General features: G+C 67.7%; 23 protein-coding genes. 15 read left to right on the forward strand and 8 right to left on the reverse strand.

From position 1 onward, the window contains the following. Positions 1-17: 17 nt before the first annotated feature. From ACFPO9_RS08655 to ACFPO9_RS08685, 7 genes are all read left to right on the forward strand, one after another. On the forward strand, positions 18-401 hold the full coding sequence (locus ACFPO9_RS08655; protein WP_379769519.1) for a response regulator transcription factor: 384 nt from the start codon (positions 18-20) through the stop codon (positions 399-401). Next, entirely contained in the window at positions 398-1,465 is a 1,068-nt protein-coding gene (locus ACFPO9_RS08660; RefSeq protein ID WP_379769521.1) for a HEAT repeat domain-containing protein, read from the forward strand. Before ACFPO9_RS08655 ends, ACFPO9_RS08660 begins: the two co-directional genes overlap by 4 nt. Beyond that, a complete protein-coding gene (locus ACFPO9_RS08665; RefSeq protein ID WP_379769523.1) occupies positions 1,462-2,868 on the forward strand; it encodes a glycosyltransferase family 2 protein in 1,407 nt (468 codons plus the stop codon). Before ACFPO9_RS08660 ends, ACFPO9_RS08665 begins: the two co-directional genes overlap by 4 nt. A gap of 6 nt (positions 2,869-2,874) precedes the next feature. Continuing rightward, complete coding sequence (locus ACFPO9_RS08670; protein WP_379769525.1) at positions 2,875-4,569, forward strand: hypothetical protein; 1,695 nt, start codon at positions 2,875-2,877, stop codon at positions 4,567-4,569. A gap of 149 nt (positions 4,570-4,718) precedes the next feature. After that, on the forward strand, positions 4,719-5,177 hold the full coding sequence (locus ACFPO9_RS08675) for a nuclear transport factor 2 family protein (protein WP_379769527.1): 459 nt from the start codon (positions 4,719-4,721) through the stop codon (positions 5,175-5,177). A gap of 8 nt (positions 5,178-5,185) precedes the next feature. Then, positions 5,186-5,830: a methylamine utilization protein gene (locus ACFPO9_RS08680; protein ID WP_379769529.1), complete on the forward strand. Its 645-nt coding sequence runs from the start codon at positions 5,186-5,188 to the stop codon at positions 5,828-5,830. A gap of 29 nt (positions 5,831-5,859) precedes the next feature. Continuing rightward, entirely contained in the window at positions 5,860-8,175 is a 2,316-nt protein-coding gene (locus tag ACFPO9_RS08685) for a putative bifunctional diguanylate cyclase/phosphodiesterase (protein WP_379769532.1), read from the forward strand. Between the two features lie 8 nt (positions 8,176-8,183). Here ACFPO9_RS08685 and ACFPO9_RS08690 read toward each other — a convergent pair whose 3' ends face one another. Continuing rightward, entirely contained in the window at positions 8,184-8,906 is a 723-nt protein-coding gene (locus ACFPO9_RS08690; protein ID WP_379769535.1) for a response regulator, read from the reverse strand. Positions 8,907-9,128: 222 nt separating this feature from the next. On the opposite strand from ACFPO9_RS08690, the gene ACFPO9_RS08695 reads away from it, so the two are divergent. Further along, on the forward strand, positions 9,129-9,593 hold the full coding sequence (locus ACFPO9_RS08695) for a nuclear transport factor 2 family protein (protein ID WP_379769537.1): 465 nt from the start codon (positions 9,129-9,131) through the stop codon (positions 9,591-9,593). Between the two features lie 4 nt (positions 9,594-9,597). Here ACFPO9_RS08695 and ACFPO9_RS08700 read toward each other — a convergent pair whose 3' ends face one another. Continuing rightward, the gene (locus tag ACFPO9_RS08700) at positions 9,598-9,966 is read right to left on the reverse strand and encodes a response regulator (RefSeq protein ID WP_379769539.1); all 369 of its coding nucleotides are present in this window, start codon (positions 9,964-9,966) and stop codon (positions 9,598-9,600) included. A 285-nt stretch (positions 9,967-10,251) separates the two neighbouring features. On the opposite strand from ACFPO9_RS08700, the gene ACFPO9_RS08705 reads away from it, so the two are divergent. After that, positions 10,252-10,650, forward strand: a complete 399-nt coding sequence (locus ACFPO9_RS08705) for a response regulator (RefSeq protein WP_379769541.1) — start codon at positions 10,252-10,254, stop codon at positions 10,648-10,650. Here ACFPO9_RS08705 and ACFPO9_RS08710 read toward each other — a convergent pair. Then, positions 10,647-12,938 carry an ATP-binding protein gene (locus ACFPO9_RS08710; protein WP_379769544.1) on the reverse strand — a complete coding sequence of 764 codons (2,292 nt, stop codon included), beginning with the start codon at positions 12,936-12,938 and terminating at the stop codon, positions 10,647-10,649. The two genes, ACFPO9_RS08705 and ACFPO9_RS08710, sit on opposite strands and share 4 nt — an antisense overlap. A 174-nt stretch (positions 12,939-13,112) precedes the next feature. Here ACFPO9_RS08710 and ribA point away from each other — a divergent pair, with 174 nt between their 5' ends. From ribA to ACFPO9_RS08740, 6 genes are all read left to right on the forward strand, one after another. After that, complete coding sequence (gene ribA / locus ACFPO9_RS08715; protein WP_379769546.1) at positions 13,113-13,760, forward strand: GTP cyclohydrolase II; 648 nt, start codon at positions 13,113-13,115, stop codon at positions 13,758-13,760. Positions 13,761-13,920: 160 nt separating this feature from the next. Further along, positions 13,921-15,342 carry a S1 family peptidase gene (locus ACFPO9_RS08720; protein WP_379769548.1) on the forward strand — a complete coding sequence of 474 codons (1,422 nt, stop codon included), beginning with the start codon at positions 13,921-13,923 and terminating at the stop codon, positions 15,340-15,342. Next, entirely contained in the window at positions 15,339-16,307 is a 969-nt protein-coding gene (locus tag ACFPO9_RS08725) for an FHA domain-containing protein (protein ID WP_379769550.1), read from the forward strand. The genes ACFPO9_RS08720 and ACFPO9_RS08725 overlap by 4 nt, the downstream gene beginning before the upstream one ends. Before the next feature lie 125 nt (positions 16,308-16,432). Then, complete coding sequence (locus ACFPO9_RS08730) at positions 16,433-16,921, forward strand: hypothetical protein (RefSeq protein WP_379769552.1); 489 nt, start codon at positions 16,433-16,435, stop codon at positions 16,919-16,921. A gap of 93 nt (positions 16,922-17,014) precedes the next feature. Then, positions 17,015-18,103, forward strand: coding sequence for a sensor histidine kinase (locus ACFPO9_RS08735; RefSeq protein WP_379769554.1), 1,089 nt, complete (start codon positions 17,015-17,017; stop codon positions 18,101-18,103). Further along, positions 18,091-18,822 (forward strand): LytR/AlgR family response regulator transcription factor, encoded by a 732-nt coding sequence (locus ACFPO9_RS08740; RefSeq protein WP_379769557.1) that lies wholly within the window; start codon positions 18,091-18,093, stop codon positions 18,820-18,822. The genes ACFPO9_RS08735 and ACFPO9_RS08740 overlap by 13 nt, the downstream gene beginning before the upstream one ends. A gap of 3 nt (positions 18,823-18,825) precedes the next feature. On the opposite strand, the gene ACFPO9_RS08745 is transcribed toward ACFPO9_RS08740, so the two are convergent. The 5 genes from ACFPO9_RS08745 to ACFPO9_RS08765 all read right to left on the reverse strand — a co-directional run bounded on the left by ACFPO9_RS08745 (position 18,826) and on the right by ACFPO9_RS08765 (position 23,620). Then, a complete protein-coding gene (locus ACFPO9_RS08745; RefSeq protein ID WP_379769560.1) occupies positions 18,826-19,443 on the reverse strand; it encodes a phasin family protein in 618 nt (205 codons plus the stop codon). Between the two features lie 76 nt (positions 19,444-19,519). Next, positions 19,520-20,407, reverse strand: a complete 888-nt coding sequence (locus ACFPO9_RS08750) for an ion transporter (protein WP_379769562.1) — start codon at positions 20,405-20,407, stop codon at positions 19,520-19,522. Next, on the reverse strand, positions 20,404-20,835 hold the full coding sequence (locus tag ACFPO9_RS08755) for a VOC family protein (RefSeq protein WP_379769565.1): 432 nt from the start codon (positions 20,833-20,835) through the stop codon (positions 20,404-20,406). The genes ACFPO9_RS08750 and ACFPO9_RS08755 overlap by 4 nt, the downstream gene beginning before the upstream one ends. Beyond that, entirely contained in the window at positions 20,825-21,379 is a 555-nt protein-coding gene (locus tag ACFPO9_RS08760) for an NADPH-dependent FMN reductase (protein WP_379769567.1), read from the reverse strand. Before ACFPO9_RS08760 ends, ACFPO9_RS08755 begins: the two co-directional genes overlap by 11 nt. Before the next feature lie 84 nt (positions 21,380-21,463). Then, entirely contained in the window at positions 21,464-23,620 is a 2,157-nt protein-coding gene (locus tag ACFPO9_RS08765; RefSeq protein WP_379769569.1) for a hypothetical protein, read from the reverse strand. Positions 23,621-23,737: the final 117 nt, after the last annotated feature.

The raw sequence follows: 23,737 nt of genomic DNA on the forward strand, positions 1-23,737 counted from the left end.
TTTTTCGCGGCCACTCCATGAGCGCACACGCCACCGTCCTCGTCGTCGAGGATGACGTCCACATTGCCCACGTCCTGACCTTCATGCTGGAGCGCCAGGGCTACCAGGTCACCCACGTCGCCGACGGCCGCGCCGCGACCGCCCACGTCCTCGCCAGTCCGGCGCCCGACCTGGTGCTGCTCGACGTGATGCTGCCCTACGTGGACGGCTTCGAGATCGTGGCCCTGATCCGCGCCCAGGACACCTGGCGCGAAACGCCAGTCATCATGCTGACCGCCAAGAACACCGAACGCGACACCGTGCGCGCCCTCGACGCCGGCGCCGACGACTTCATCATCAAACCCTTCCAGCCGCAAGAACTGCTGGCGCGCCTGCGCCGCTTCCTCAAAACAGCCGCATGAGCTTTGACGGGGACCCGATCCTGGCGGCGGCGTTCTGGACCGGCATCGCCGCCCTGCTCCTGACCCTCTTGCTCGGCCTGCAGATCGTCCGCCTGCGCATCGGCCTGCGCGCCAGTGAACGCCGCAAGGCGCGCACGCTCGCGCGCTGGCGCCCGCTGCTGAACGCCGCCATCGTCGGCGACATCCCGCAACAGCTGCCGCCCTTGCGCGGCGCCGAGCGCCTGCACTTCATCAAGCTGTGGGTGCACCTGCAAGCCTCGCTGCGCGGCGACGCCGGCGCGGCCCTGAATGCCATCGCCTGCCGCCTCGGCCTCGACGGCGAAGCGCGCGCCATGCTGGGCCGGCGCGCGCGCACCGAGCGCCTGCTGGCCGCGCTGATGCTGGGCCACCTGGGCGACCGCCAGGCCTGGCCGCAGCTGCTGCGCCTGGCCGGCATGGATGACCCGACCCTGTCGCTGACCGCGCTGTGGGCGCTGGTGCGTATCGATCCGCAGGCCGCCGCCGAATACCTGACGCCGCTGTTCATCGAGCGCGAAGACTGGGCCATGTCGCACGTGGCCGGCATCCTGCAGCAGGCCGGCACGCCGGTGGCGGCGGTGCTGGCCGGGATGCTGCCGCGCCTGAATGCGCAGCGCCTGCCGCGCGCGCTGCGCATCGCCGAAGCCCTGCGCATCGAGCTGCCGGCCGAGTCCCTGGCTGCCGCGCTGGCCAGCGGCGAGGTCGCCATCGTCACCGCCGCCCTGCGCATCGTGAACACGCCGCTGCTGCAGGCGCAGGTGCGCACGCTCCTGTCGGACGAAGACTGGCAGGTGCGGGTGCAGGCCGCCAAGGCGCTGGGCCGCATCGGCGAGCGCGGCGACGTCGAACGCCTGGTCGCCATGCTGGCCGACCGCGAATGGTGGGTGCGCTACCGCGCGGCCCAGGCCCTGGTCGAACTGCCCTGGCTGAAGCGCGCCGACCTCGACGCGCTGCACGCCACCTTGGACGACCGCTACGCCGCCGACATGCTGGCCCAGGTGATGGCCGAGCAGGATGCGCTGGCCGAAGAAACGGAGACCGCATGAACTCGCACCACCTGCTGCTCGATTTCGTCACCTGGTTCGTGCTGGGCTACTTCGTGCTGCTGAACGGGGGCTACCTCGTTTTGAATTTGCTGTCGCTGCGCACCCTGCACCGCAAGGGCCAGGAAGAGATGCTGGACGACCTGCCGCGCGCCTACTCGGGCCTGGAGCCGCCGGTCAGCATCCTGGTGCCTGCCTATAACGAGGAAGCGAGCATCGCCGCCTCGGTGCGTTCGATGCTGCAGCTGACCTATTCCGAATACGAGCTGGTGGTGGTCAACGACGGCTCGAAGGACGGCACCCTGGATGTGCTGAAGCGCGAGTTCGGCCTGCTGCCCTTCCCGGAAGCCTACCGCCGCCAGATCCCGACCAGGGAGATCAAGGCAATTTACCGGTCGACGAAATTCCCGAACCTGCGCGTGATCGACAAGTTCAACGGCGGCAAGGCGGACTCGCTCAACGCCGGCATCAACGCCGCCCGCTATCCGCTGTTCTGCGGCGTCGACGCCGACTCGATCCTGCAGCGCGACAGCCTGGAGCGCGTGACCCAGCCCTTCCTGCGCGACCCGACCGTGGTCGCCACCGGCGGCACCATCCGCATCGCCAACGGCTGCGAAGTGGCCGGCGGCTTCCTCACGAAGGTCGGCCTGCCGCGCAATCCCTGGGCCCTGTTCCAGGTGGTCGAGTACCTGCGCGCCTTCCTGTTCGGGCGCCTCGGCTGGTCGGCCGTGAACGGCATGCTGATCATCTCCGGCGCTTTCGGCGTGTTCCGCAAGGACGCCGTGGTGAGCGTGGGCGGCTACCGCCCCGACACCATCGGCGAGGACATGGAACTGATCGTGCGCCTGCACCGCCTGTTGCGCGCGCGGCGCCAGCCCTACCGCATCGAATTCGTGCCGGACCCGGTGTGCTGGACCGAGGCGCCGGAAGACCTGAAGACCCTGAAGAACCAGCGCATCCGCTGGCAGCGCGGCCTGGCCGAGAGCCTGAACGCCAACTGGGGCCTGTTCTTCTCGAAGAACGGCGGCGTGCCGGGCTGGCTGGCCTTCCCGTTCATGCTGCTGTTCGAGTGGCTGGGGCCGGTGGTCGAAGTGGGCGGCTACCTTTTCATGATCGTGTCCTTCCTGAGCGGCGCGATTTCCTGGCAGGCCTTCTCGACCTTCATGTTCGTCGCGATCGGCCTCGGCATCCTGCTGTCCGCCTCCGGCCTGCTGCTGGAAGAGATGTCCTTCCACATCTACCCGCGCGGCAAGCAGCTGCTGGCGCTGGGCTTCATCGTTCTGATCGAGAACCTCGGCTACCGCCAGCTGAACACCTGGTGGCGCCTGATCGGCCTGTTCCGCTGGGCGACCCAGAAGGAAGCCAGCTGGGGCGCCATGAAGCGCAAGGGCAGCCTTGGCGCCTGAGCCGCGATGCGCCGACTTCTTTTGACGCTGCTGCTGGCGATGACCGCCCCCGCCCACGCCGCCTGGCTGCACCTGTGCCCAAAGGCGGATGCGCCGGCGCAGCAGCAGCCTTATGCCGACACCGCCGGCGCCGATGGCGCGCCGCTGCGCTGGCTGACCAGCGAACACGTCGAGCGCCCCGGCTGCCGCAGCCTGGCCCTGCCCGCCGGCGCCCGCGTCGAGACCCTGTTCCCGCTCGCGCCCGGCGAAGAACCCGAGCGCACCATCTTGCTGCACGGCCGCGTGCGCGAAGGCCGCTTCGCCGTCAGCGAGCACGTGCTGCCCTCTTCCCACCAGGGTGCGCCCCGGCCCGGTCCGATGCCCTTGCGCGCCAACCTGCTGGAGCGCATGCAGGCGCGCGCCTTCGGGGTCGAGGAGCGGGTGCGCGCCAGGCTCGAAGGCGGCGCGCTGACGATCGATTGCGCCGCCGGCACGCGCCCGGCCGGAGTCCTTCTCACCGGCCCCTGGTTCCTGCCGCGTGCGCGCCTGCGCATCGCCGCTTCCTACTCTGGTGGCGCGGGTTTCATCCTGCAGGTGGCCGACGCCGCGCAGGCCGCACGTGAAAGCGCGCTCGGGCTCGGCCAGCTGGCGGCCCGCGAAGCCGCCGGCACCGAGCCTATGCGGCTCGCGCTGCCGAAAGCGCTCGATCCCGCCGCCTGGCGCCACTTCGTCCTGCAATGCCCGGCGCAGGCGGCGAGCATGACGATCGCCTCGCTGGCTCTCGAGCCCGACCCGGCGGCGGACACGCAAGCCGCTGCGCGCTCGACCTGGGTGTGGAAGGCGGCCGACTGGCGCGAGCATGGCGACCGGCTGCTGGACTGGGCCGCGGCGCAGCAGGTGCGCGATCTCTTCATCACCGTGCCCTTCAAGAACGGCGCGGTGCGCGAGCCGGCCGCGCTGGCAGCCTTCATCCGCGCCGCGGGCAAGCGCGGCATCCGCGTGCTGAGCGTGGACGGCGACCCGCACATGGTCCTGCCCGAACAGCAGCCGGCGCTGGCAAGCCTGGTGCGCGCCTACGCCGCCTACAACGCCGGCGTGGAAGCGGCCGCGCGCCTGGCCGGCCTGCAGTTCGACGTCGAGCCCTATCTGCTGCCGGAGTACGGCAGCGGCAGGGTCGACTGGGACGCGCGCTACCTGGCCATGGCGCGCAGCCTGCGCAGCGCTGCCGGCAGCCTGCGGTTGGAACTGGTCGTGCCCTTCTGGTGGGATGGCAAAACGGCCCTGCTGGACGGCCTGGCGCCGCTGGTCGACGCGCTGGCCGTGATGGATTACCGCACCGACCCGGCCCAGGTGACGGCATTCGCCCTGCCCTTCCTCGACTGGGGCGCGCGCCACCGCAAGCAGGTGCGGATCGCACTGGAAGCCGGCGAGATCGCAGCCGAGACCCAGCGCCGCTATGTGCGCGCCGAGGCCGGCGAAGCGGTCCAGCTGCTGCGCCTGAAGCTCGACGGCCAGCAGGTGCTGGCTCTCTTGAAAGAAGCGGTCAAGAACGAACAGGGCGTGGAGTCGTTCCGCCTCCAGTCGACCCGCGAGATCGACGGCAGCGCCACCACCTTTCACAAGGACAAGCCGGCCCTGCTGCGCCTGCTGCCGGGACTGGAAAGCGATTTCTCTGCCTGGGACCAGGCCTTCGGCGGGATCGCTCTGCATGAGCTGCGCTGATACCTTGGATTCCCGCCTGCGCGGGAATGACGGTGCGTCATTACGGCGCGAAAACAACGTTGTCCCATGTATATAGAACGCCAAGATGTTTCCGTGTATTATTAATTTCCAGGCATAAATCCGCCCGGCATAACGACAAGGAGACGCGCATGACGATCCTGAAATTCAAGCAAAGCTGTGCAAGCCTGGCCCTGGTCGCAGCGGCCTGCCTCTCCACCACCACCGCCATCGCCGGCCCGCTGGACGAAGCCAAGGCGCGCGCCCACCTGGACGCGGTTGCCGCCGGCGACCTCGACGCGCTGATGAAGGATTACGCCGACGACGCCTATATGGAATGGGTCGGCGGTCCGCTCGACGGCCGCTACCGCGGCAAGGAAGCGATCCGCGCGGTGTGGCAGAAATTCATCGCCGCGAACGACGGCAAGCCGCGTCCTGTCCAATTCGGCAAGCTGGGCGCCTTCGCCAACGCGAAGGGCGCCTCGGTGCAGCAGCGCGCCGACTACGGCGGCAAGCTGCCGCTCAAGGTCCTGCACGTGCTGACCTACCGCGAGGGCGACCTCACCACCGAACTCTGGCAGATCGCGCCAGCCATGCAGCTCGACCAGTAAGGAAAACGATGTCCGTGCGTGCGCTGTTGCCGGCACTGTGGGCCCTGTCCTTCGCCGCCAGTCCGGCCGGCGCCGCCACACTCGAGGCGCTGGTGGTGACGCCGGCCGGCAAGCCGCTGGCCGACGCCGCCGTGCTGCTCGAGCCGCTGGGCGGTCCGGCAGCCGCACCGAAGAACCGTCCGCATGCCGTCATCGAGCAGCGCGGCCAGGAATTCGCGCCCTGGGTGACCGTGGTCCAGACCGGGGCCTCGGTCGACTTCCCGAACAAGGACACGGTGCGCCACCACGTCTACTCCTTCTCCCAGCCCAAGCGCTTCGAGATCAAGCTGTACGCGGGCAAGCCCGGCCAGCCGATCACCTTCGACAAGCCGGGTGAAGTCATCATCGGCTGCAATATCCACGACTGGATGGAAGCCTATGTGCTGGTGGTCGAGACGCCCTGGTTCGGCAAGACCGGGCCGGACGGACGGGTAGCCATCGCCAGCCTGCCGGCCGGCCGCTACCGCCTGCGGCTATGGCACCCGCTGCAGAACGCGCAGGCCGCCGCCGGCGAAATCGAGCTGGGCGCCGCCGCGCAAAAACTCAGGCTGGTGCTGGATGCGCGGGCCCGCGAGCCCAAGCCGCACACGGCGGTCGACCAGGACCAATACTAATCAATACTCAGCACAACCAGGCATCACCCATGGTCCCGACTTCGCTCCAGCGCCGCATCGTCCTCGTCTTCGTGGGGCTGCTGGTATTGGTCATGGCCCTGGTGCTGGCCCTGGTGCGCGACAGCAGCGCGCGCATCGTCGGCAGCGAAGGCCAAAGCGAGCTGGCGGTCGGCGCCAAGGTCTTCCAGCGCCTGCTCGAACAGAACCAGCGCCAGCTGGAAACCGCGGCCGCCGTGCTGTCCGCCGACTTCGCCTTCCGCGAGGCGATCGCGACCCAGGACCAGCCCACCATGCGCTCGGTGATCGGCAACCACGGCCAGCGCATCCACGCCCAGGTCATGATGGTGGCCGGCATCGACGGCGCCCTGATCGCCAGCTCGCAGCGTCCGACCGGCCCCGGCGAGGCATTCCCCTTCCCCGACCTGCTGCTCGAGGCCGAGCGGAGCGGACGCAGCGCGGGCTTCCGCCAGATGCGCAACGGCCAGCTGTACCAGGTGGTGCTGGTGCCGATCATGGCGCCGCGCCGCATCGCCTGGGTGGCGATGGCCTTCCAGGTCGACGACCGCTGGGCGCGCGACATGGCCGAGGTGACCGGACTGGCGGTGCACATGGTGCGCTTCGGCGCGCGCGGCCCGGTCCTGCTGGCTTCCTCGTTCGACGCGCCGCGCCGCGCCGACCTGGCCCTGAACCATCTGCCGGCCGCGGGCCAGCAGGAGCTGCTCGAGGTCGGCGGCGAACCTTACCGCACCATGCGGCTGCCGTTGGATGGAGCGATGCAGGCCGTGCTGCAGCTGCCGGTGGCCCAGGTCCAGGCGCCGTTCAACCTGCTGCAGGCGCGCCTGCTGGGCGTGATCGGCACCGCCATCCTGGTTTTCGCGCTCGGCAGCTTCACGCTGGCGCGGCGCATCGTCCGGCCGCTGGACCAGCTGTCGACCGCGGCGCACCGCATCGCCCAGGGCGACTACGGCCAGGCCCTGCCGGCCCTGCCGCAGGACGAAATCGGCCGGCTGGCCACCAGCTTCGCCCATATGCGCGACGGCATCGCCAGCCGCGAAGAGCGCATCGTGCGCCTCGCTTACGTCGACAGCCTGACCGACCTGCCCAACCGCACGCGCTTCCTCGAAACATTCGCGCGCCTGCCGGCCGGCGTCCCGCGCGCGGTGGCGGTGCTGAACATCGACCGCTTCGCCATGATCAACAACGCGCTCGGCTACCAGGTCGGCGACCGCCTGCTGCGCGAGGTGGGCGAGCGCATCTCGACCCTCGAGCGGCCGCCCATCATGGTGGCGCGCCTGTGGGGCGACCACTTCGCCTTCCTGCTCGAGATCGAGACCCAGGATTGCGCGCGCGGCTTTGCCGGCGCCGTGCTGGAGCAGCTGCGCGACCCGATCACGCTGGACGGCCAGCGCCTCGACATCGGCGGCAGCATCGGCATCTCCCTGTATCCGCAGGACGGTCTTGATGCCAGCACCCTGCTGCGGCGCGCCGAGCTGGCGCTGGCCGCGGCCAAGCGGCGCCGCTCCGGCCTGGCCTTCGCCCACGAAGCCGGCGCCGAGCCCGCGCCGGAACAGCTGTCCCTGATCGGCGACATGCGCGCCGCCATGGAGCGCGGCGAATTCACGCTGGCCTACCAGCCGAAGCTCGACTTCAGGAGCGGGCGCATTGTCGCGGTGGAGGCCCTGCTGCGCTGGCGCCATCCGGAGCGCGGCATGGTCCCGCCGGGCAGCTTCATCCCCTTTGCCGAGCAGACCGGTTTCATCCGCGAAGTCACGCCCTGGGTGCTGGACGCCGCGATCCGCCAGCTGGCGCAGTGGCGCAAGGAAGGCCTGGAGATTGCGGTGTCGGCCAACCTGTCGACGCTGGACCTGCTCGATCCGGAGCTGCCGCGGCGCGTGCATGCCCTGCTCGAATTCCACCGGGTGCCGGCTTCCAGCCTGTGCCTCGAGATCACGGAAAGCGCCCTGATGGACGAGCCGGCGCTGGCGCTGGCCCACCTGAACGCGCTGGCGGCACTCGGCGTGAAGCTGTCGATCGACGACTACGGCGTCGGCCAGGCCTCGCTGGCCTACCTGAAAAGCCTGCCGGTGAACGAACTGAAGCTCGACCGCAGCTTCGTCACCGCGATCGCCGATTCGCCGCGCAACGCCGCCATCGTCCAGTCGACCATCATGCTCAGCCACGCGCTGGGGCTGTCGGTGGTAGCCGAAGGCGTCGAGACGGAACAGGAACTGGCGTGGTTGCGCGCCAACGGCTGCGACGTGGCCCAGGGCTACTTCATCGCCAAGCCGGCGCCGGCCGCCGAGCTGGCGGCCCGGATTGCGGCGCAGGGCGTGGCGGCCGCGTAAGGCGCCGGCTACACGGTAGCCGGGATCCTGCGCGTCGCCGGCTCGGCGCCATGCTGGCCATAGCGGCCGGACCACAGGGCGCTGCAGGTCGTGCGGCATTCCCGGAGCAGGCCCTGTTCCGTCGCATACCCGGCCAGCTCGCGCGGCGTCGCCAGTCCCAGCCGCGCCAGCACGCTGTCCCTGAAGGCGCCCACGGTTTCCGTGCTCACCTCCAGGATGTGCGCGCTTTCGATCGGCGTCATGCCGCACACCGCCAGCGAAAAGACCTGGAACTCGCGCTTGCTGAGGTTTTCGTGCGGCTTGTTGCGGGCGTCGTATTTGCGCGCGCCGCGTTCGAACTCCGCCGCCAGCGCCTTGCTGAGATAGAGCTTGCCGCCGGTGACGCGCTTGACCGCGGTGCGCAATTCGTCGCGCGTGGCGGTTTTCATCAGGTAGCCCCTGGCGCCGCTGCGGATCGCGTCGACCCCGAAGCTCAGTTCGTCGAGCGCCGTGAAGACCAGGATGTCGGACCAGGGGGAGAGTTCACGCAGGCGGCCGACCAGCGCTGCGCCGGCGCCGCACATCGCCGGCTCGACGATGATGAATTCGTAGTAGCGTTCGCGCAGCTTGCCCAGCAGCTCGTCGAGGCTGCCGGCTTCGTCGATTTCCAGCGCGTCCGCATGCGTACCAAGTATCGAGCGCATGCCCAGCCGCGCAACAGGGTTTGCTTCCGCCATCAGGGTCCGGATCATCGCTTTGCTCCAGGTCGATCTGCACGAAGAATGATGCCGAATAATTATATCGTTAGAAATTTGCGTTAAAGCAGGCGATCAACAATTTCCGCATTTCCGGCAACACCGCCGGTCGGCTCAATCCCACCGTTGGACCACGCGCTCGGTCCTTTCGTCAGATTCGGCGTGCATCCGGCCATGCAAGTTCGGCATAGTCAGGACTTTCCCTGAAAGGAGATCTGAATGAACAAAGCGATGGTGGCGCTCTGCCTGGTGGCGGCCTGCACGGCGGCAACGGCGGCCCCAAAAGATCCGGCGCGAGCCCAACTGGAAGCCGAGATCACGGCCGCGGACGCGCGCCTGTTCGGCGGCCTGAACGAGCGCGACATCAGCCCCATGAAGGAAGGCTTCAGCCCGCGCCTGGAGTTCTACCACGACCGCAGCGGCGTCACCGGCTATGCCGACAACATCGCCATCTTCGAAAAGAATTTCAGGGCGCCGAACCGGGTGCGCCGCATCGCCATGCCCGAGACCGTGGAAATCTTTCCCGCCGGCCCGGACCACGCCATGCACATCGGGCAGCACAGGTTCTGCAACAAGCCGCCGGGTCCGGCGCCGGAGGAATGCAGCGTCTACCGCTTCTCGATGGTGTGGGAGCGCGAGGGCGGGCAGTGGAAGCTGCTACGGGTGCTCAGCTACGACCATTGAGACACTAAGCGCGTAACAGCTTCAGCACGTGTTCAATCCGATAGGGCTTTTCCGCGAATGAATAAGCCCGCTCCTCCGCATTTAATTGTTCGGGAGCTGCATATCCCGACATCAAGACGATCTTGATCTGCGGATATTCTTGATGAATAGCTTTTGCCAACTCCAGTCCACCCATGGTGGGCATCATTACATCGGTCAATACGGCATCGATGTCGTTTTGATCATGCAGAATTTGAAGCGCCTCCTGTGCGGAATGCGCAACAAGCACAATCAAGCCATGGGCACCAAACAATGTCGCCGCAAATTCCGCACCGTCCGGTTCGTCATCGACGAGTAGAATTTTGGAGCAAACGTGCCCAGACATACCGCTCATTTCGAGTTCCTGCAATTGGATTAGCATGTTCATTAACTAATGAACCCGGACTGCATAAAGATGATAACTGCTAACCCTCCCAAAAAACCAGTTTATTTTCCACGCAATCGTTTTCCGTTGCAGTAATTACGACGAGCGAGCGATCAGGGGCTGCCCCTGTAAATGCGGTTTTAAGAATCGGGCTCCTGTGCTATCTTTACCATTAAAGAAAAATAATGTGCACATACTTAATCTCACATAATCGATAAGTATTCGAGGGATGGAAGTATGAGATACGCTTTAGTCTTGGAAAAGAATTCGGAACTCTGCAATAAGACTGCGAATATCGTTTCATCAATTGGCTATTTGGTAACGCCTGTATTCAGTCCTAAAAAGGCTTTGCATGCGGCACACATGATTCAATTTGATCTGATCCTGACCTGTACGGCGGTGAATCATGATGACCGACGCTCTTTGACAGGGGAATTGAAACGCTGTTCGCCGGAAGCCTTCATCGTGCTGCTGTCCGATCCGGAACCGGCGTCACAGGCCAGCCGAGGGAATCAAGGGGTCAACGCAGTCCTCTATCGGCCCTTTGCCATCGATGAACTCAACAAGATCATCGATGCCGGTCTGCCCCGCAGCGGACACCTTCTTCTGCCGTCCTGTACTGATACCGAGCGGCGAAGACGGGCGGTCGACTAGAAGAGGACAGTCACCGGCAACTCCACGAAGAAGCGCGTGCCGACGCCTTCTTCCGTTTCGAACCAGATCCGGCCGCCATGCTCCTCGACGATGGTCTGGCAGATGCTCAGGCCCAGTCCGGTGCCGCCCTTCTTGCGCGAGTCCGCCGAATCGGCCTGGGCGAAGCGCTGGAAGATTCGTTCGCGGAAGGCTTCCGGGATGCCGGCGCCGTGGTCGATCACGGCGATCCTCAAGGCCCCGCCTTCATCGCTGAGGCGGGTCAGGACCTTGCTGCCCGTCTCGGAAAACTTGATCGCGTTCGACAGCAGGTTGGTCAGCACCTGGGTAATGCGGTCGCGGTCGACTTCGGCGCGCAGCTTGCCGGCGCCTGCCCCGGCCTCGAAGGCCAGCGTAACGCCGGCCTGGGCCGCAAAGCTGTCCATGGCCGCCACCGCGCCCTCGACGATGCGCAGCATCGGCTGGTCCTCGCGCCGGTAGTCCATCTGCCCGGCTTCCATCTTCTGGATGTCGAGCACGTCGCCGATCAGGCGCACCAGGCGCTCCGAACTGGCGCTGGCGACGTCGACCAGACCCTTGGCGTCCGCCGGCAACTCGCCCGCCATGCCCATGGCCAGCAGCGACAGCGAGGCGCTGATCGCGGTCAGCGGCGTGCGCAGCTCGTGCGAGACGGTGGAGACGAACTCGTTCTTCATGCGCTCGACTTCCTTGCGTTGTGAAACGTCGTGCAGGAACACGCTGAAGAACACGCCTTCGCCGGTGCCGACCAGGCCGACCGTCATCTCGGCCGTGATCTCGACGCCGTCGCGCCTGACCAGGGTGCGCTCGACGCGGCCGTCGAGCAGGTCGAGCAGGCCCGTGTTCCGGAAATTCTCCAGGGCCTGGCGCGCCGCGGGCCGGTGGCGCTCGGCGATTGCCATGTCGAACAGCAGCCGGCCGACGGCCTCCTGGCGGCTCCAGCCCAGCAGCGCCTGCGCGGCCGTGTTCCAGTCGGTGATGCGGCCGTCGAGGTCGACGCTGATGAAGGCGTCCTGGGCGGTCTCGATGATGTTCACGATGCGCTGCTGGCTGGCGCGCACGGTCGCCAGGGCCTGTTCCAGCTCGACCGTGCGCTGCTGTACGCGCAGCTCCAGCGTGGCGTTCAGGTCTTCCAGCTCACTGCGCCGGCGCACCAGATCTTCGACCAGCACGTTCAGGGTGCCGGACAGGGCTTCGACTTCTTCATACCCGCCGCGTCCCGAGCCGATCGTCACGGGCTCCCCTTTGCGGATGCGCTGCGCCGAATGCGCCAGCTGGTCCAGCGGACGGGTGATGCGGCGCGCGACGACGACGCCCGCCAGCGAGCACAGGGCCGCCAGCAGCACGCCGGCGGCCAGGCCGTATTCGCTCAGGCGGCGCACCGGCGCGTAGGCGTCGTCGACCTTCTGGCGCACCAGCACGGTCCAGCCCATGCCGGGATATTCGGCGTGGCCGTGGCCGCGCGCGTAACCGACCAGCCAGGATTCGCCGTCCGGCCACTTCTCGACCAGGTAGCCGGCGCCGCTGCCGGTCCGCGCCGCCTTCAGGCTGGCCAGCGACAGCGTGCCGCCCTGCGCGCCGGGCGGGCCGAGCAGGACGCTACCTTTGGCGTCGACGATCAGGGCCTCGACCTGGCGCCGCGCCGCGATCGGCGCGATGACCGAGCGCTCGACGTCGCGCGCCCATTGCCAGGACAGGTGCACGCCCAGCACGCCCTGCGGCAGGCCGTGGTCGTCCGGCACCAGGAAGGCGACGTCGACGAAGCGCCAGGGCTCGGTCTGCTGCGGCAGGAGCTTGGCCAGCAGCACCGCCTCGTGCACGTCGCCGGCATGCTTGCCGTTCAACGCATCCTTGAACCACGGCCGCTTCGACACGTCGGCGCCTTCCAGCAGGCCCTTGGCCGCGACCTGCACCTTGCCGTCCAGGCCGGCGATGCCGATCCAGCTGTAGTAGCCGTAACTGTCCTGCAACTGGTCGAGGGTCTCGCGGCGGCGCGTCACCGGCGTCTCCGGGCGCAGGCCGCGGCGCTGGGAAATCAGGCGCACTTCGCGGTAGCGTTCGTACATGCCGCGCTCGAGCTTGTCGGAGGTCTGCAGGGCCAGCTCTTCGAGGCCGTGGCCGATGCTGGACTTGACCTGCTCCGTGTTGCGGCGCTCGATCACGGTGACGAGCAGCACCGACAGCAGGAAGGACAGCAGGGTGAAGGCAAGCGCCAGCCAGGCGGCGAGGCGGCGCGGCAGCAGATTGCGGGGAAAGGGTCGGGAGGTCGGCATCGCGGTCATCGAGGAAAAAGCCGCCGCCAGCCTAGCATATGATGATGCCGCACGGATACTAATCCTTCCGGCGCGGGCCTGGGCCGTACGGGAGTGTCGGATTTCCGGTAAACTCGAGGTTTACTTTGGGGGCCAAACCCCAGGTTGATAACGTCATTGTTCCAGGAACCAGTCATGCAAGACAACGCCGCCGCTTCGTCCAACCTCGTCGACTACGTCACCTCGTGCACCCTGCCGACGCCGTGGGCGCAGTTCACGCTGCACGCGTTCGTGGAACACGCGACCGGCAAGGAGCACCTGGCCATGACCCTGGGCGACCTGTCCACGGGCGAACCGCCGCTGATGCGCATCCATTCCGAGTGCCTGACCGGCGACGTGATGTTCTCGCAGCGCTGCGACTGCGGCGCCCAGCTGGAAGGCGCGCTGAAGAAGATCGCCGCCGAAGGCCGCGGCATCCTGCTCTACCTGCGCCAGGAAGGCCGCGGCATCGGCCTGGTGAACAAGATCCGCGCCTACCGCCTGCAGGAAGCCGGCGCCGACACCGTCGAAGCCAACCTGCAGCTGGGCTTCCACGCCGACGCCCGCAACTACGAGCTGGTGCGGCCGATGCTGCAGCATTTCGGCATCGAAGCCGTGCGCCTGATGACCAACAACCCGCGCAAGATCGACGCTTTGACCCGCCTGGGCTTCGACGTCGCCGAGCGCGTGCCGCTGCTGGTGAACCGCAATGCCTTCAACAACGGCTATCTGAACACCAAGCAGGCGAAGCTGGGGCATATGATGACGCCGGCGGCGGAGCCGGTGCTGGACGGCGAACTCTGATAGCAGCTGCCGTCGTCCCCGCGCAGGCGGAAGAGTGCCCCCGGCACTCTCCCCCCAAGTTCTGCCAGCGTCACCTTAGCTCTGCCAGACTTGGGTTCCCGCCTTCGCGGGAACGACGAGGTGGCGCTGCCTTCCTGACACTTCTGGCAAGATCGCAGGCATGCGCCTGCCATCGTTCGCCATCCTCCTGTGCCTCGCCTGCGCCATCGCCGGCGCGGCCCCGGTCGCGCAAAAGATTCCCTCCACCGGCGGCGCAGCCAGGCCGGCGCCCCAGCCGCCGCTGGTGATCCCGCCGGCCACCCCGCCCGCCACCACCCCGCCCGCCCCCGGCCCCGGCGAAACCGACGAAACCACCGCCCTGCCCACGCCGTCCACCGCGGCCCAGGACCTGTACTCGTCCGCCAAGGGCGACCTGCTGCAGATCCGCATGCTGCTGAAGAACGGCCGCAGCCAGTCGACGGTGGGCTCGGGCTTCCTGGTCGGCACCGGCAACCTGGTGCTGACCAATTACCACGTGGTGTCGCAGATGGCGCTGGATCCGGACGTCTACATCGGCGAATACGTCGACACCGACGGCAAGACCGGACCGGTGGAGTTGATGGCGGTCGACGTGCTGCACGACCTGGCCGTGGTGCGCGTGAACCGGGCCGGCACCGGTTTCCTCCAGGTGCCGGACCATCCGGTCAAGCTGACCCAGGGCCAGTACCTCTACTCCCTGGGCAACCCGCTCGATCTCGGCTTCGCGATCTCGGAAGGTGCGTACAACGGCGTGGTCAGGCGCAGCTTCTACGACCAGCTGGTCTTCACCGGCCCGATCAACTCCGGCATGAGCGGCGGCCCGAGCGTGACGGTGTCCGGCACCGTGGCCGGCATCAACGTCTCCAAGCGCCTGGACGGCGAGTCGGTCAGCTTCCTGGTGCCGGTGCGTTATGCCCAGGAGCTGCTGCGCAAGGTCGCCGCGCAAGCGCACCCGCCGAAGAACTTCAACCCGCTGATCGCCCAGCAGCTGCTGGCCCACCAGCGCGAGATGATAGCCCGGCTGCTGGCCGAGCCGCTGTCGATCAAGACCATGGGGCCCTACCACGTGCCGGTGCGCGAATCGCAGCAGTTGCGATGCTGGGGGCGCTCGAATTTCCGCCTGGAGGCCGAGTACACCGGCGATTCCGTCAGTTGCGCGATGGAGGTCGCGGTCTATGTTTCGGACAGCCAGCAGACCGGGCACGTGTCGATGTCCCACCTCTACCTGCGTTCGGCAGGCATGCATCCGCTGCAGTTTGCCGCGCTGGCCAGCGGCCGCTTCCGGGTCGACCGCATCGGCGCCTCGCGCGACACCCGCCTGACCCGCCCGTCCTGCACCGAGATGTTCGTGCACACGGCCAGCCTGCCGCTGCGCGCCGTCACCTGCGTGCGCGCCTACCGCAAGTTTGCCGGCCTGTACAACTTCACCCTGCTCACCGCCAGCACCGGCGACGCCCAGGCCAGCCTGCAGAGCCGCCTCGACCTGGCCGGCGTCTCCTTCGACAATGGCATGCGCGCCACCCGCGCCTTCCTGTCCGCGCTGGGAAGGAGCCGGGCGCGATGACTGGTCCCTGGTTCATCGAGACCCTGGCGCGCAACGGCGACGTGCTGCAGCGCCGCTGCATCGACACCCTGCCGATCCGCCTGGGACGCGGCTACGACAACGACTTCATCGTCGACGACGACTACGTCGCCGCCAGCCACGCGCGCATCGATCTGGACGCCGCCGGGCGCCTGGTGCTGCGCGACCTGGGCAGCAGGAACGGCCTGAATCACCGCGGCAAGCGGCTGCAGGAAGTGGTGCTGTCGGGCGACACCGTGGTGCGCATCGGCCATACCTCGCTGCGCGTGCGCGCGGCCAGCTTTCCGGTCGCGCCCGAACTCGAGGACCGCACCTTCCACCGCTGGGAAGGCGCGCTGCCCGGGGCGGCGGGCATCCTGCTGGCCGCGGGCTGCGCCCTGTTCGCGCGCTGGCTCAGCGACACCCAGTACTTCGAATTCGTGCGCTACTTCGAGGCCCTGGCCTGGGGCGCCGGCGCGGCCCTGCTGTGGAGCGGCGGCTGGGCCTTCGCCAACCGCCTGTTCGGACGCCACGCGCGCCTGGGCCGCCACCTGTTCGTGTTCGGCTGCGGCCTGGCCGTGCTGGCCGTCACCAGCCTGCTGGCGGCCACCATCGCCTATGCCTTCTCGCTCGAAGCCGTCACCCGCTACGCCTCGCATGCGGCGACGCTGCTGGTGGCCGGCGTGGTCTACTTCCACCTGGGCACGATCGACCCGCAGAACCGGCGCCGCTACCGCTGGATCGCGGCCGGCATGGCGGTGCTGGGCTCCGGCCTGGTCCTGGCCTACAACCTGCAGCGCACCGGCCGCCTGTCGGACGAGCTCTACATGGCGGTGCTGCTGCCGCCGTCGGTGCGGGTCAGCCAGGACCATGGCATCGACGAATTCATGCGCGAAGTCGAGGGCATGAAGCCGGCGCTGGACCGCGGGCGGGACCGCAAGCCAGGGGAAGATGAGCTGGAGAACTGAGTATTGCAAAGCCTGTAAGCAGCTGTCAGCCTCGTAAGCGTTTGTAAAGTGCGTCAACACACGGTAGCGGACTCACGTTTGATGAAGAGTGCTACCTACCGATAAACAGCTAAGGACCCTTCACCATGAAAAAAACCATCGTTACCGTGATCGCAGGCCTGTTCGCCACCGCAGCCTTTGCCCAGACGCCCGCCCCGGCTGCTTCGAAACCTGCCGCGAAGCAAGCCGTGCTGGTCAACAACGCCGACCTGAAGGCAGCGAAGACCGAGACCATGGCCGCGCACCCCGCCCCGCAGGCGGCGCCAGCCGAGGTGAAAGAGGCGCCGGCCAAGGAAGCGAAAGCAAGCGCCAAGCACAAGAAGAGCAAGGCGAAGCATGTTGCGAAAACCGACACCATGAAGGACAGCCAGGATAACGCCGCGACCCCGGCAACGCCTGCAACCCCGGCAACCCCGGCCGCTCCGGCGACACCGGAAGCGAGCCCGGCGCCGGTCGACACCCCGGCCCCGGCCCCGGTTCAGAGCATGACGCCGCCCCCGGAAGTCACCCCGGCGCCTGCCACGCCCCCGGTCACTGGCACCACCCCGGCGCCTGCCGCGCCCATCACCCAGTAAGTCCGCCGCCCAGGGACGCGCCGGCGCATCCGGCGGGCCCCTGGCGCCGCGCCTTGTTTTGACATTCAGGCAAGCTTGGGACATTATCCCGGCATGCCCAAAGTCCTGCCGACCGCTTCCCGCCGCAGCTTCATCTTCATCCTGGTCTGGACCTTGTTCTGGACCCTGATGGTGCTGGTGGCCATCCAGGACTTCCAGCGCAACGAGCACAGTCCCGAGCTGTGGAAGCCGATCCTGTGGGAAGGCTCATCGGCCCTGGTGGCGACGGCCATGGTGCTGCTGCAGCTGCGCTTCTCGCGCAGCCACGACCACCTGCTCGGCAGCCCGCTGCGCTGGTTCGCACGCGAAGCGCTGTGGCTGCCCTTGTGGTGGCTCGTGTTCACCCCGTTCGCCTTCGGCATCCGCCACGCCGTGTATGCGCTGGTCGGCGACACCTATCGGCACGACCCCTGGCCCCAGCTCTTCCTCTACGAGTCGATGAAGATCTCGATCTTCGTCGGCCTGTTCACCGCGGTGCGCTTCGGCATCAAGTCCTACCAGGCCCTGGTCGAAGCCCAGCTGCGCGCGCAGCAGGCGATCGCTCTGCAGCAGCAGGCCCAGCTGCAGCGCCTGGCCCAGCAGATGCAGCCTCACTTCCTGTTCAATTCCCTCAACACGATCTCCTCGCTGATGCACGAGGATGTCGAGAAAGCCGACGCCACCCTGATGCAGCTGGCCGGCGTGCTGCGCACCACGCTGTCCCTGGGCGAGGCGATCGAGGCGCCGCTGCAGGCCGAGCTCGACATCGCGCGCGGCTACGCCGGCGTGATGGCGGAGCGCTTCGCCGGCCGGGTCGAGATCGCCTGGCGCATCGACGAAACCCTGCTGGCCCAGCCGCTGCCGGTGATGAGCCTGCAGCCGCTGCTGGAAAACGTGTTCCGGCACACGGTCGAGAAGCGGCGCGGGATGACGCATATCGAAGTTTCGGCGCAGCGCGAGCTCGGCAAGCTGGTGCTGCGCGTCGACGACGACGGCCGCCTCGATGAAGGCAGCGGCGATTCCTCGACCAAGGGCTGCGGCATCAGCCTGGCCAACCTGCGCGCCCGCCTGGCGGCGCTGCATGGGCCGCGCGCCTCGCTGTCCCTGGCGGCCCGCGACGGCGGCGGCGTGCGCGCCGAGCTGAGGCTGCCATGCGCATCCTGATCGTCGACGACGAGAAGCCGGCGCGCGACAAGCTGCGGCGCCTGCTGGCTGCGGAAGCCGGCGTCACCGGCATCATTGAGGCGGCAGACGGCTTCGAGGCGCTCGAACGCGTGGCCGCATGCAAGCCGGACGCGATCCTGCTCGACATCGCCATGCCGGAACTGTCGGGCATCGAGCTGGCGGCTTCGCTGCCGGAACCGGCGCCCGCCATCGTGTTCGTGACGGCCTGGGACCAGTACGCGATCCAGGCCTTCGACGCCGGCGCCGTCGACTACCTGCTGAAACCCTATGACGCGGCGCGGCTGGCGCGGGCTGTGCAAAGACTGCAGGTGCGGCTGCATGAGCGCCTGCAGCCGCCGGCGCCGCAAGCCTTGCCGGCCCTGCCCTTGCATCAGCTGCTGGTGTCGGAGCGCGGCGCCACGCGCGTGGTGCCGGTGCTTGAGATCGGCTGGATCGAAAGCGCGGACAACTACGTGGTGCTGCACACGCCGTCGGGCAGCCCGCTGCTGCGCCAGACCCTGGGCGGCCTGGCCGAGCGCCTCGGTCCCGCTTTCCTGCGCTGCCACCGGCGCGCCGCCGTGCAGCTGGCCTGCATCGAGCGGGTGGTCCCGCTCGACAAGGGCGACTGCGAACTGGTGCTGCGCAGCGGCGCCCGCGTGCCCTGCAGCCGCCAGTACCGCGCCGCCGTGATGGAACGGCTGGGGACGCCGCCTGCCTGAAACTCAATGCGTGGTCGCGCCGCGTTCGCCGCGTTCGCTACGCTGGCTGGCCTGGCTGGCTGGCGGCTGTGCGCCGCCCTGGGTATGCTGCTGCCCTGCCTGGGCATCGCCGGCGCCGCCCTGGGCGCCATTGCCGGCGCGGGCGAACGGATCGGTAAACTGGCGCACGGTTTCCTGCTGCGCGCGCAGGCTGCGCTCGGTCTGCTCGGTGGCGTCGCGCGCGACTTCGTCGGCCAGGGCGCGCGCGGTGCGCGCGGTGGTCTGCACGTGCTGCTCGGTGACGCGGGTCAGCTCCACCTGGGCGTCGGCGGCAAGGCGGGTGATGTGCTGCTGGTAGGCGCGCAGCTTGTCGCTGGTCGGCTGGACCCGTGCGGTGGCGGCGCTCAACAGCTCGGTCTGGCGGTCCGCGCTCAGCACGTGCTTGCTCGCCAGCGTGGACTCCTCGATCAGGGTCTGCATCAGCTGGATGTTCAGGTCGCAGATCTGCGAGAAGGATTTGAACAGCGATTTCGACATGTCGTTCAGGAAGGCAGTCTGGGCATCGACGTGGGTGCGCACTGCCGGGGTGACGTTCTGCGGGAACGGATACATATGCTTGCCTCTTGTGGTTTGGTTGGACATGAAGGTAGAAGCCTAAAGACCTGAGGCTATGCGCGTTTGATATGCGCCAAGGGTGAAGCCCTTGAAAACCGGGGGTTCAAAGAGACGCGCCGCAATCCTTGCAGAAGCGGGACGCAGCCTCATGGCCGCTGCTGCCGCAGGACGGGCAGTCGCGCGCGGCCAGGATACGCGCCGCGCCTTGGCGGCGGTCGGCATGGCGGGCCGACAGTTCGGCCGTCACGATGCCGGTCGGGACCGCCAGGATGCCCCAGCCCATCAGCATCATGAAGGAGGCGATCGCCTTGCCGAGGTGGGTGTGCGGGGTGATGTCGCCGTAGCCGACCGTGGTCATGGTCACGGTGGCCCAGTACATGGCCACCGGAATGCTGGTGTAGCCGTTCTGCGGCCCTTCGACCACGTACATCACGGTGCCGAGGATCAGGATCGCCATCAGCACCACCGACAGGAACACCATGATCTTGCGGCGGCTGGCGGACAGGGCTTCGCCCAGGCGCGTGTATTCCTCGATGTAGAGGGTCAGCTTGAAGATGCGGAACACGCGCAGCAGGCGCAGGATGCGGATGTCGAGGAACAGGTTACTGCCCGGCACCAGCAGCGAGAAATAGGTCGGCAGCACGGCCAGCAGGTCGATCACGCCGTAAAAGCCGGCGGCATAGCGCCAGGGCCGCTGCACGCAAATGACGCGCGCCAGGTATTCGATGCTGAACAGCACCGTGAAGCTCCATTCGACCAGGTTCAGGGTCGTGCCGTATTCGCGGTGCAGGCCCGGCACGCTGTCCAGCACCACCACCAGGATGCTGAGCATGATGGCGAACACCAGCGCGATGTCGAAACGGCGCCCGGCCGGCGTGTCGGCCTCGAAGATGACGTCGAACATGTGCCGCCGCAGTCCCGGCGGCGGCTTGCCGTAGGACTCCGGGACTTGGGAAACGTAGTGCTGGTCGGCGCGCTGTTGCGGCTTCACGTTGCGGCCGGCCCCTTCAGTTCGATCATGTTGCCCTCCGGGTCGTGCAGGTAGATCGACGGCCCTTCGCCCTCGGCGCCGAAGCGCGATTCGCCCGGCCCCGCGTCCACGCCGTGGGCCGCCAGGTGGGCGCGGATCGCGGCCTCGTCGAAGGGCTCGACGCGGAAGCAGACATGGTCGACGTTGTGCCCTTCCTTCCCGGGCGCGGCGCCTTTGACGCGCCCCAGCTTGCCGTCCACCGGCACCAGGTCCAGCATGGCGCTGCCGGCGCGCAGCTGCACCAGGCCAATCTCATCCTGGCGCCGTACCTCGGCGCAGCCCAGCACCTCATGGTAGAAGCGCTGCATGCGCGCGAGGTCGATCACGCGCAAGACCACATGGTCGATCTCGCGAATGGCGATCGGGCCGCGCGCTGCTTCAGTCCGCATGGCGCTCGACCCAGGTCGCGAAGCATTCCATGAACTGCTGCAGGAAGCCGTTCAGCGATTCGTCGGTGAGCTTGTCGCCGTCGAACTTGTTGCCGATGCCGCCGATATAGGCCTCGGGCGACTGCATGCAGGGCATGTTGAGGAACACCAGGCACTGGCGCACCGCGTGGTTGGCGCCGAAGCCGCCCAGCGCGCCCGGCGAGTTGCTGACCACGGCGCAGGGCTTGCCGCTCCAGACCGCCTTGCCGTAGGGGCGCGAGCCGACATCGATGGCGTTCTTCAGCGCGCCCGGCAGCGAGCGGTTGTACTCGGGCGTACAGAACAGCACGCCGTCGACGTCGCGGATACGGTCGCGGAACTCGGTCCAGCGCGGCGGCGGCGTGTCGGTCTCGTCATCCTGGTTGTACATCGGCAGCCCGGCGATGTTGACGATCTCCAGTTCCAGCGTGGGCGGGGCCACCAGCATCAGCTGCTTGGCCAGCTTGCGGGTGAAGGACTCCTTGCGGAGGCTGCCGACCAGTACTGCAATCTTGCGAGTTGCCATGACGATCCTCTCATGTGTGCACAATAGCCACATAATAACCGCGAAGCCGGGAGCGGGTTGCCGGCCTTGTACTGGCCTGTGCGCTTACTGAGTCAGCTTCAGGACCGCGTTCTCGCTTTGCAGGTAAAGGGCGCCATCGTCGCCGACCGTCAGCGCGCTGACCTCGTTGAGGCTGCCTGGCAGCGCACCCAGCCTGACCCCGAGCACGCCCGGCGTGCCGGCGACGATACTCACGGTCCCGGCCGGCGTGATCTTGCGCAGGACGCCCTCGCTGGCAATGTACAGGTTGCCGCTGCGGTCGAGCGCCATCGGGCCATAAAATGCGAGCGGGGCGAGATCGGCGGGCCGCGCGTACAGGGTCGAGACAGCGCCGTCGGGCGTCATCCGCTTCACACCGTCGGCGCTTCCAAAGAGGATATTGCCGTCCTTGTCGGCAAGCCAGTGGAGGATGGCGTCCTGGCTTGCGTCGCGCAAGGTGGTAATGGCGCCGTCCGGGCTGATCCTGCGGACATAGGTCCAGGCAGGCTGCGTGACGATCGTTGGGACGTGTCCCACGACCGTATCCAGGAAGTAGATATTGCCCTTGGAATCGGCGAGGAAATTGGAAGGAGAATACACGCTGCCGACTCCCCTGGGGCCGTCGCGCAGGCCGTCGTTGCTCACCGAGGCAAGGATGGCGGTCGTATTGCCGAAGTTGTCGACACTCTTGAGTGTGCCGTTCGAGTAGGCCAGCAGGTCTCTGCCGTAAGCGAGCCCGGACACGCTGTAGGCGTTGGGAAAGGCATTGTCGTCGAACGCCGGTCCCGCGAGCGTGGTGACGACGCCGCCTGCGGTGGTCCTGCGGACTTTGCCGCCGCCGACAAAGGTGACATTGCCCTGTGCATCCGCATACAGACCTGCCCTGCCAAACCTGATGCGCTGCGCAATGTTGTATCCATACGTGTCTTCAGCCGCGGCCGGCAGTCCTGCGAACGCACTGATCACGCCTGCCGGCGCCACCCGGAACACAACTGGCTGATTCGGGGCCACTACATACATATTGCCGGCAGCGTCCTGGCTCATGGTGGCGCCCGCGCGCCAGGTGAACGGGTCGCCGGCGAAATTCGTCACCGCACCGGCCGGGCTGACACGGCGGATGTTCCCGGACAGGACATAGACGCTGCCGTCGTCACCGACCGCCAGGCCGCCGACAACGGGGGCGCTGGAATTCGGCTCGGCCATGTCCGGATAGCCGCTGCTCGAGATCCAGCGCGGCACGGTCGCCACCGTGACCACGACGCCGGCCGGCGTCATCTTGCGCAGGACGGTATCGTCGTCGAGGACGTAGACGTTGCCTGCCTTGTCGAGCACCAGCGCGCCTGGCTTGCGGAAGCGCGCGGCGGCGCCCGTACCGTCCTGGCTGCCGCTGAGTCCTGCGCTGCCGGCCAGGGTCGTCACCACGCCGGCCGGGCTGACCTTGCGGATCGTCGCGTTCACGCGGTCGGCCACATACAGCGTGCCGCCGGCGTCGACCGCCATGCCGGAAATGGCCCCGAAGCCGGCGTCGATCCCGGCGCCATCGGCCGAACCGGGCGCGCGCGGATTCCCCGCCAGCAGGGTGCGCACACCGGCCGGCGTCGTCTTGTGGATCGCCAGGTACCAGTTTTCGTAGCGGTTGCCGGCGGCGTCGACGGCGCCGATCACGTTCACGAAGGGGTCCTTGTGCGGCAGCGTGGTAACGGTCGGGGAAGCGCCGGGCGCCTGGCTGACCTTCCTCAGTTCCATCGACTGGTTGGGAAGAAAGTAGTCGTTCAGCCACAATTCGCCCGAGGGGCTGGACACCACATTGGCCGGGTGGTTGAAACGGCCCACCGGCCCATCCATCTGCCCGGCGCCTCCGAGCGTGCCGGCCAGCAGGCTGAGCTGGCCCACCTTGACCTGCAGCGTCGCCGCGGCGCTGGTCGTGCTCCCGCCGGCATTGCGCACCACGACCGTGAAGCGGCTGCCGTCATCGGCCGCCTGCGCATTGTTGAGCACATAGCTGGCGCCGGTGGCGCCGGCGATGTCCGCGCCGTTGCGCTGCCATTGGTAGCTCAGGCCGTCGCCGGTCGCGGCGACGTTGAAGGTGGCCGCCTGGCCCACGGCAACGGACTGCGGCGCAGGCTGGGTCGCGATGACGGGAGCCTGCACGCTGGCGACGGGTGGCGGCGCTGCCGTGCTGCCCCCGCCTCCGCCGCCGCAGGCGCTCAAGGCAAGCATCATGGCAAACAGGCTAGCGCAGCTCAGGCTGCGGGGCGTGCGGACAGCAAGGGACGGGCACATGCGGATTCCTGAAGTGAGCTCGGCTCGACGAATGTTTCAGGATACCAGCAGCATGCC

The organism is Massilia aerilata (assembly GCF_042656905.1).
In the GTDB taxonomy this organism is placed as follows: Bacteria; Pseudomonadota; Gammaproteobacteria; order Burkholderiales; family Burkholderiaceae_D; genus Telluria; species Telluria aerilata.

Bases quoted from the DNA above. Each gene is read 5' to 3' on its own strand.
- ACFPO9_RS08655 (WP_379769519.1), top strand. From the start codon at position 18: ATGAGCGCACACGCCACCGTCCTCGTCGTCGAGGATGACGTCCACATT.
- ACFPO9_RS08660 (WP_379769521.1), top strand. From the start codon at position 398: ATGAGCTTTGACGGGGACCCGATCCTGGCGGCGGCGTTCTGGACCGGC.
- ACFPO9_RS08665 (WP_379769523.1), top strand. From the start codon at position 1,462: ATGAACTCGCACCACCTGCTGCTCGATTTCGTCACCTGGTTCGTGCTG.
- ACFPO9_RS08670 (WP_379769525.1), top strand. From the start codon at position 2,875: ATGCGCCGACTTCTTTTGACGCTGCTGCTGGCGATGACCGCCCCCGCC.
- ACFPO9_RS08675 (WP_379769527.1), top strand. From the start codon at position 4,719: ATGACGATCCTGAAATTCAAGCAAAGCTGTGCAAGCCTGGCCCTGGTC.
- ACFPO9_RS08680 (WP_379769529.1), top strand. From the start codon at position 5,186: ATGTCCGTGCGTGCGCTGTTGCCGGCACTGTGGGCCCTGTCCTTCGCC.
- ACFPO9_RS08685 (WP_379769532.1), top strand. From the start codon at position 5,860: ATGGTCCCGACTTCGCTCCAGCGCCGCATCGTCCTCGTCTTCGTGGGG.
- ACFPO9_RS08690 (WP_379769535.1), bottom strand. From the start codon at position 8,906: ATGATCCGGACCCTGATGGCGGAAGCAAACCCTGTTGCGCGGCTGGGC.
- ACFPO9_RS08695 (WP_379769537.1), top strand. From the start codon at position 9,129: ATGAACAAAGCGATGGTGGCGCTCTGCCTGGTGGCGGCCTGCACGGCG.
- ACFPO9_RS08700 (WP_379769539.1), bottom strand. From the start codon at position 9,966: ATGAGCGGTATGTCTGGGCACGTTTGCTCCAAAATTCTACTCGTCGAT.
- ACFPO9_RS08710 (WP_379769544.1), bottom strand. From the start codon at position 12,938: ATGCCGACCTCCCGACCCTTTCCCCGCAATCTGCTGCCGCGCCGCCTC.
- ribA (WP_379769546.1), top strand. From the start codon at position 13,113: ATGCAAGACAACGCCGCCGCTTCGTCCAACCTCGTCGACTACGTCACC.
- ACFPO9_RS08720 (WP_379769548.1), top strand. From the start codon at position 13,921: ATGCGCCTGCCATCGTTCGCCATCCTCCTGTGCCTCGCCTGCGCCATC.
- ACFPO9_RS08725 (WP_379769550.1), top strand. From the start codon at position 15,339: ATGACTGGTCCCTGGTTCATCGAGACCCTGGCGCGCAACGGCGACGTG.
- ACFPO9_RS08730 (WP_379769552.1), top strand. From the start codon at position 16,433: ATGAAAAAAACCATCGTTACCGTGATCGCAGGCCTGTTCGCCACCGCA.
- ACFPO9_RS08735 (WP_379769554.1), top strand. From the start codon at position 17,015: ATGCCCAAAGTCCTGCCGACCGCTTCCCGCCGCAGCTTCATCTTCATC.
- ACFPO9_RS08740 (WP_379769557.1), top strand. From the start codon at position 18,091: ATGCGCATCCTGATCGTCGACGACGAGAAGCCGGCGCGCGACAAGCTG.
- ACFPO9_RS08745 (WP_379769560.1), bottom strand. From the start codon at position 19,443: ATGTCCAACCAAACCACAAGAGGCAAGCATATGTATCCGTTCCCGCAG.
- ACFPO9_RS08755 (WP_379769565.1), bottom strand. From the start codon at position 20,835: ATGCGGACTGAAGCAGCGCGCGGCCCGATCGCCATTCGCGAGATCGAC.
- ACFPO9_RS08760 (WP_379769567.1), bottom strand. From the start codon at position 21,379: ATGGCAACTCGCAAGATTGCAGTACTGGTCGGCAGCCTCCGCAAGGAG.
- ACFPO9_RS08765 (WP_379769569.1), bottom strand. From the start codon at position 23,620: ATGATGCTTGCCTTGAGCGCCTGCGGCGGCGGAGGCGGGGGCAGCACG.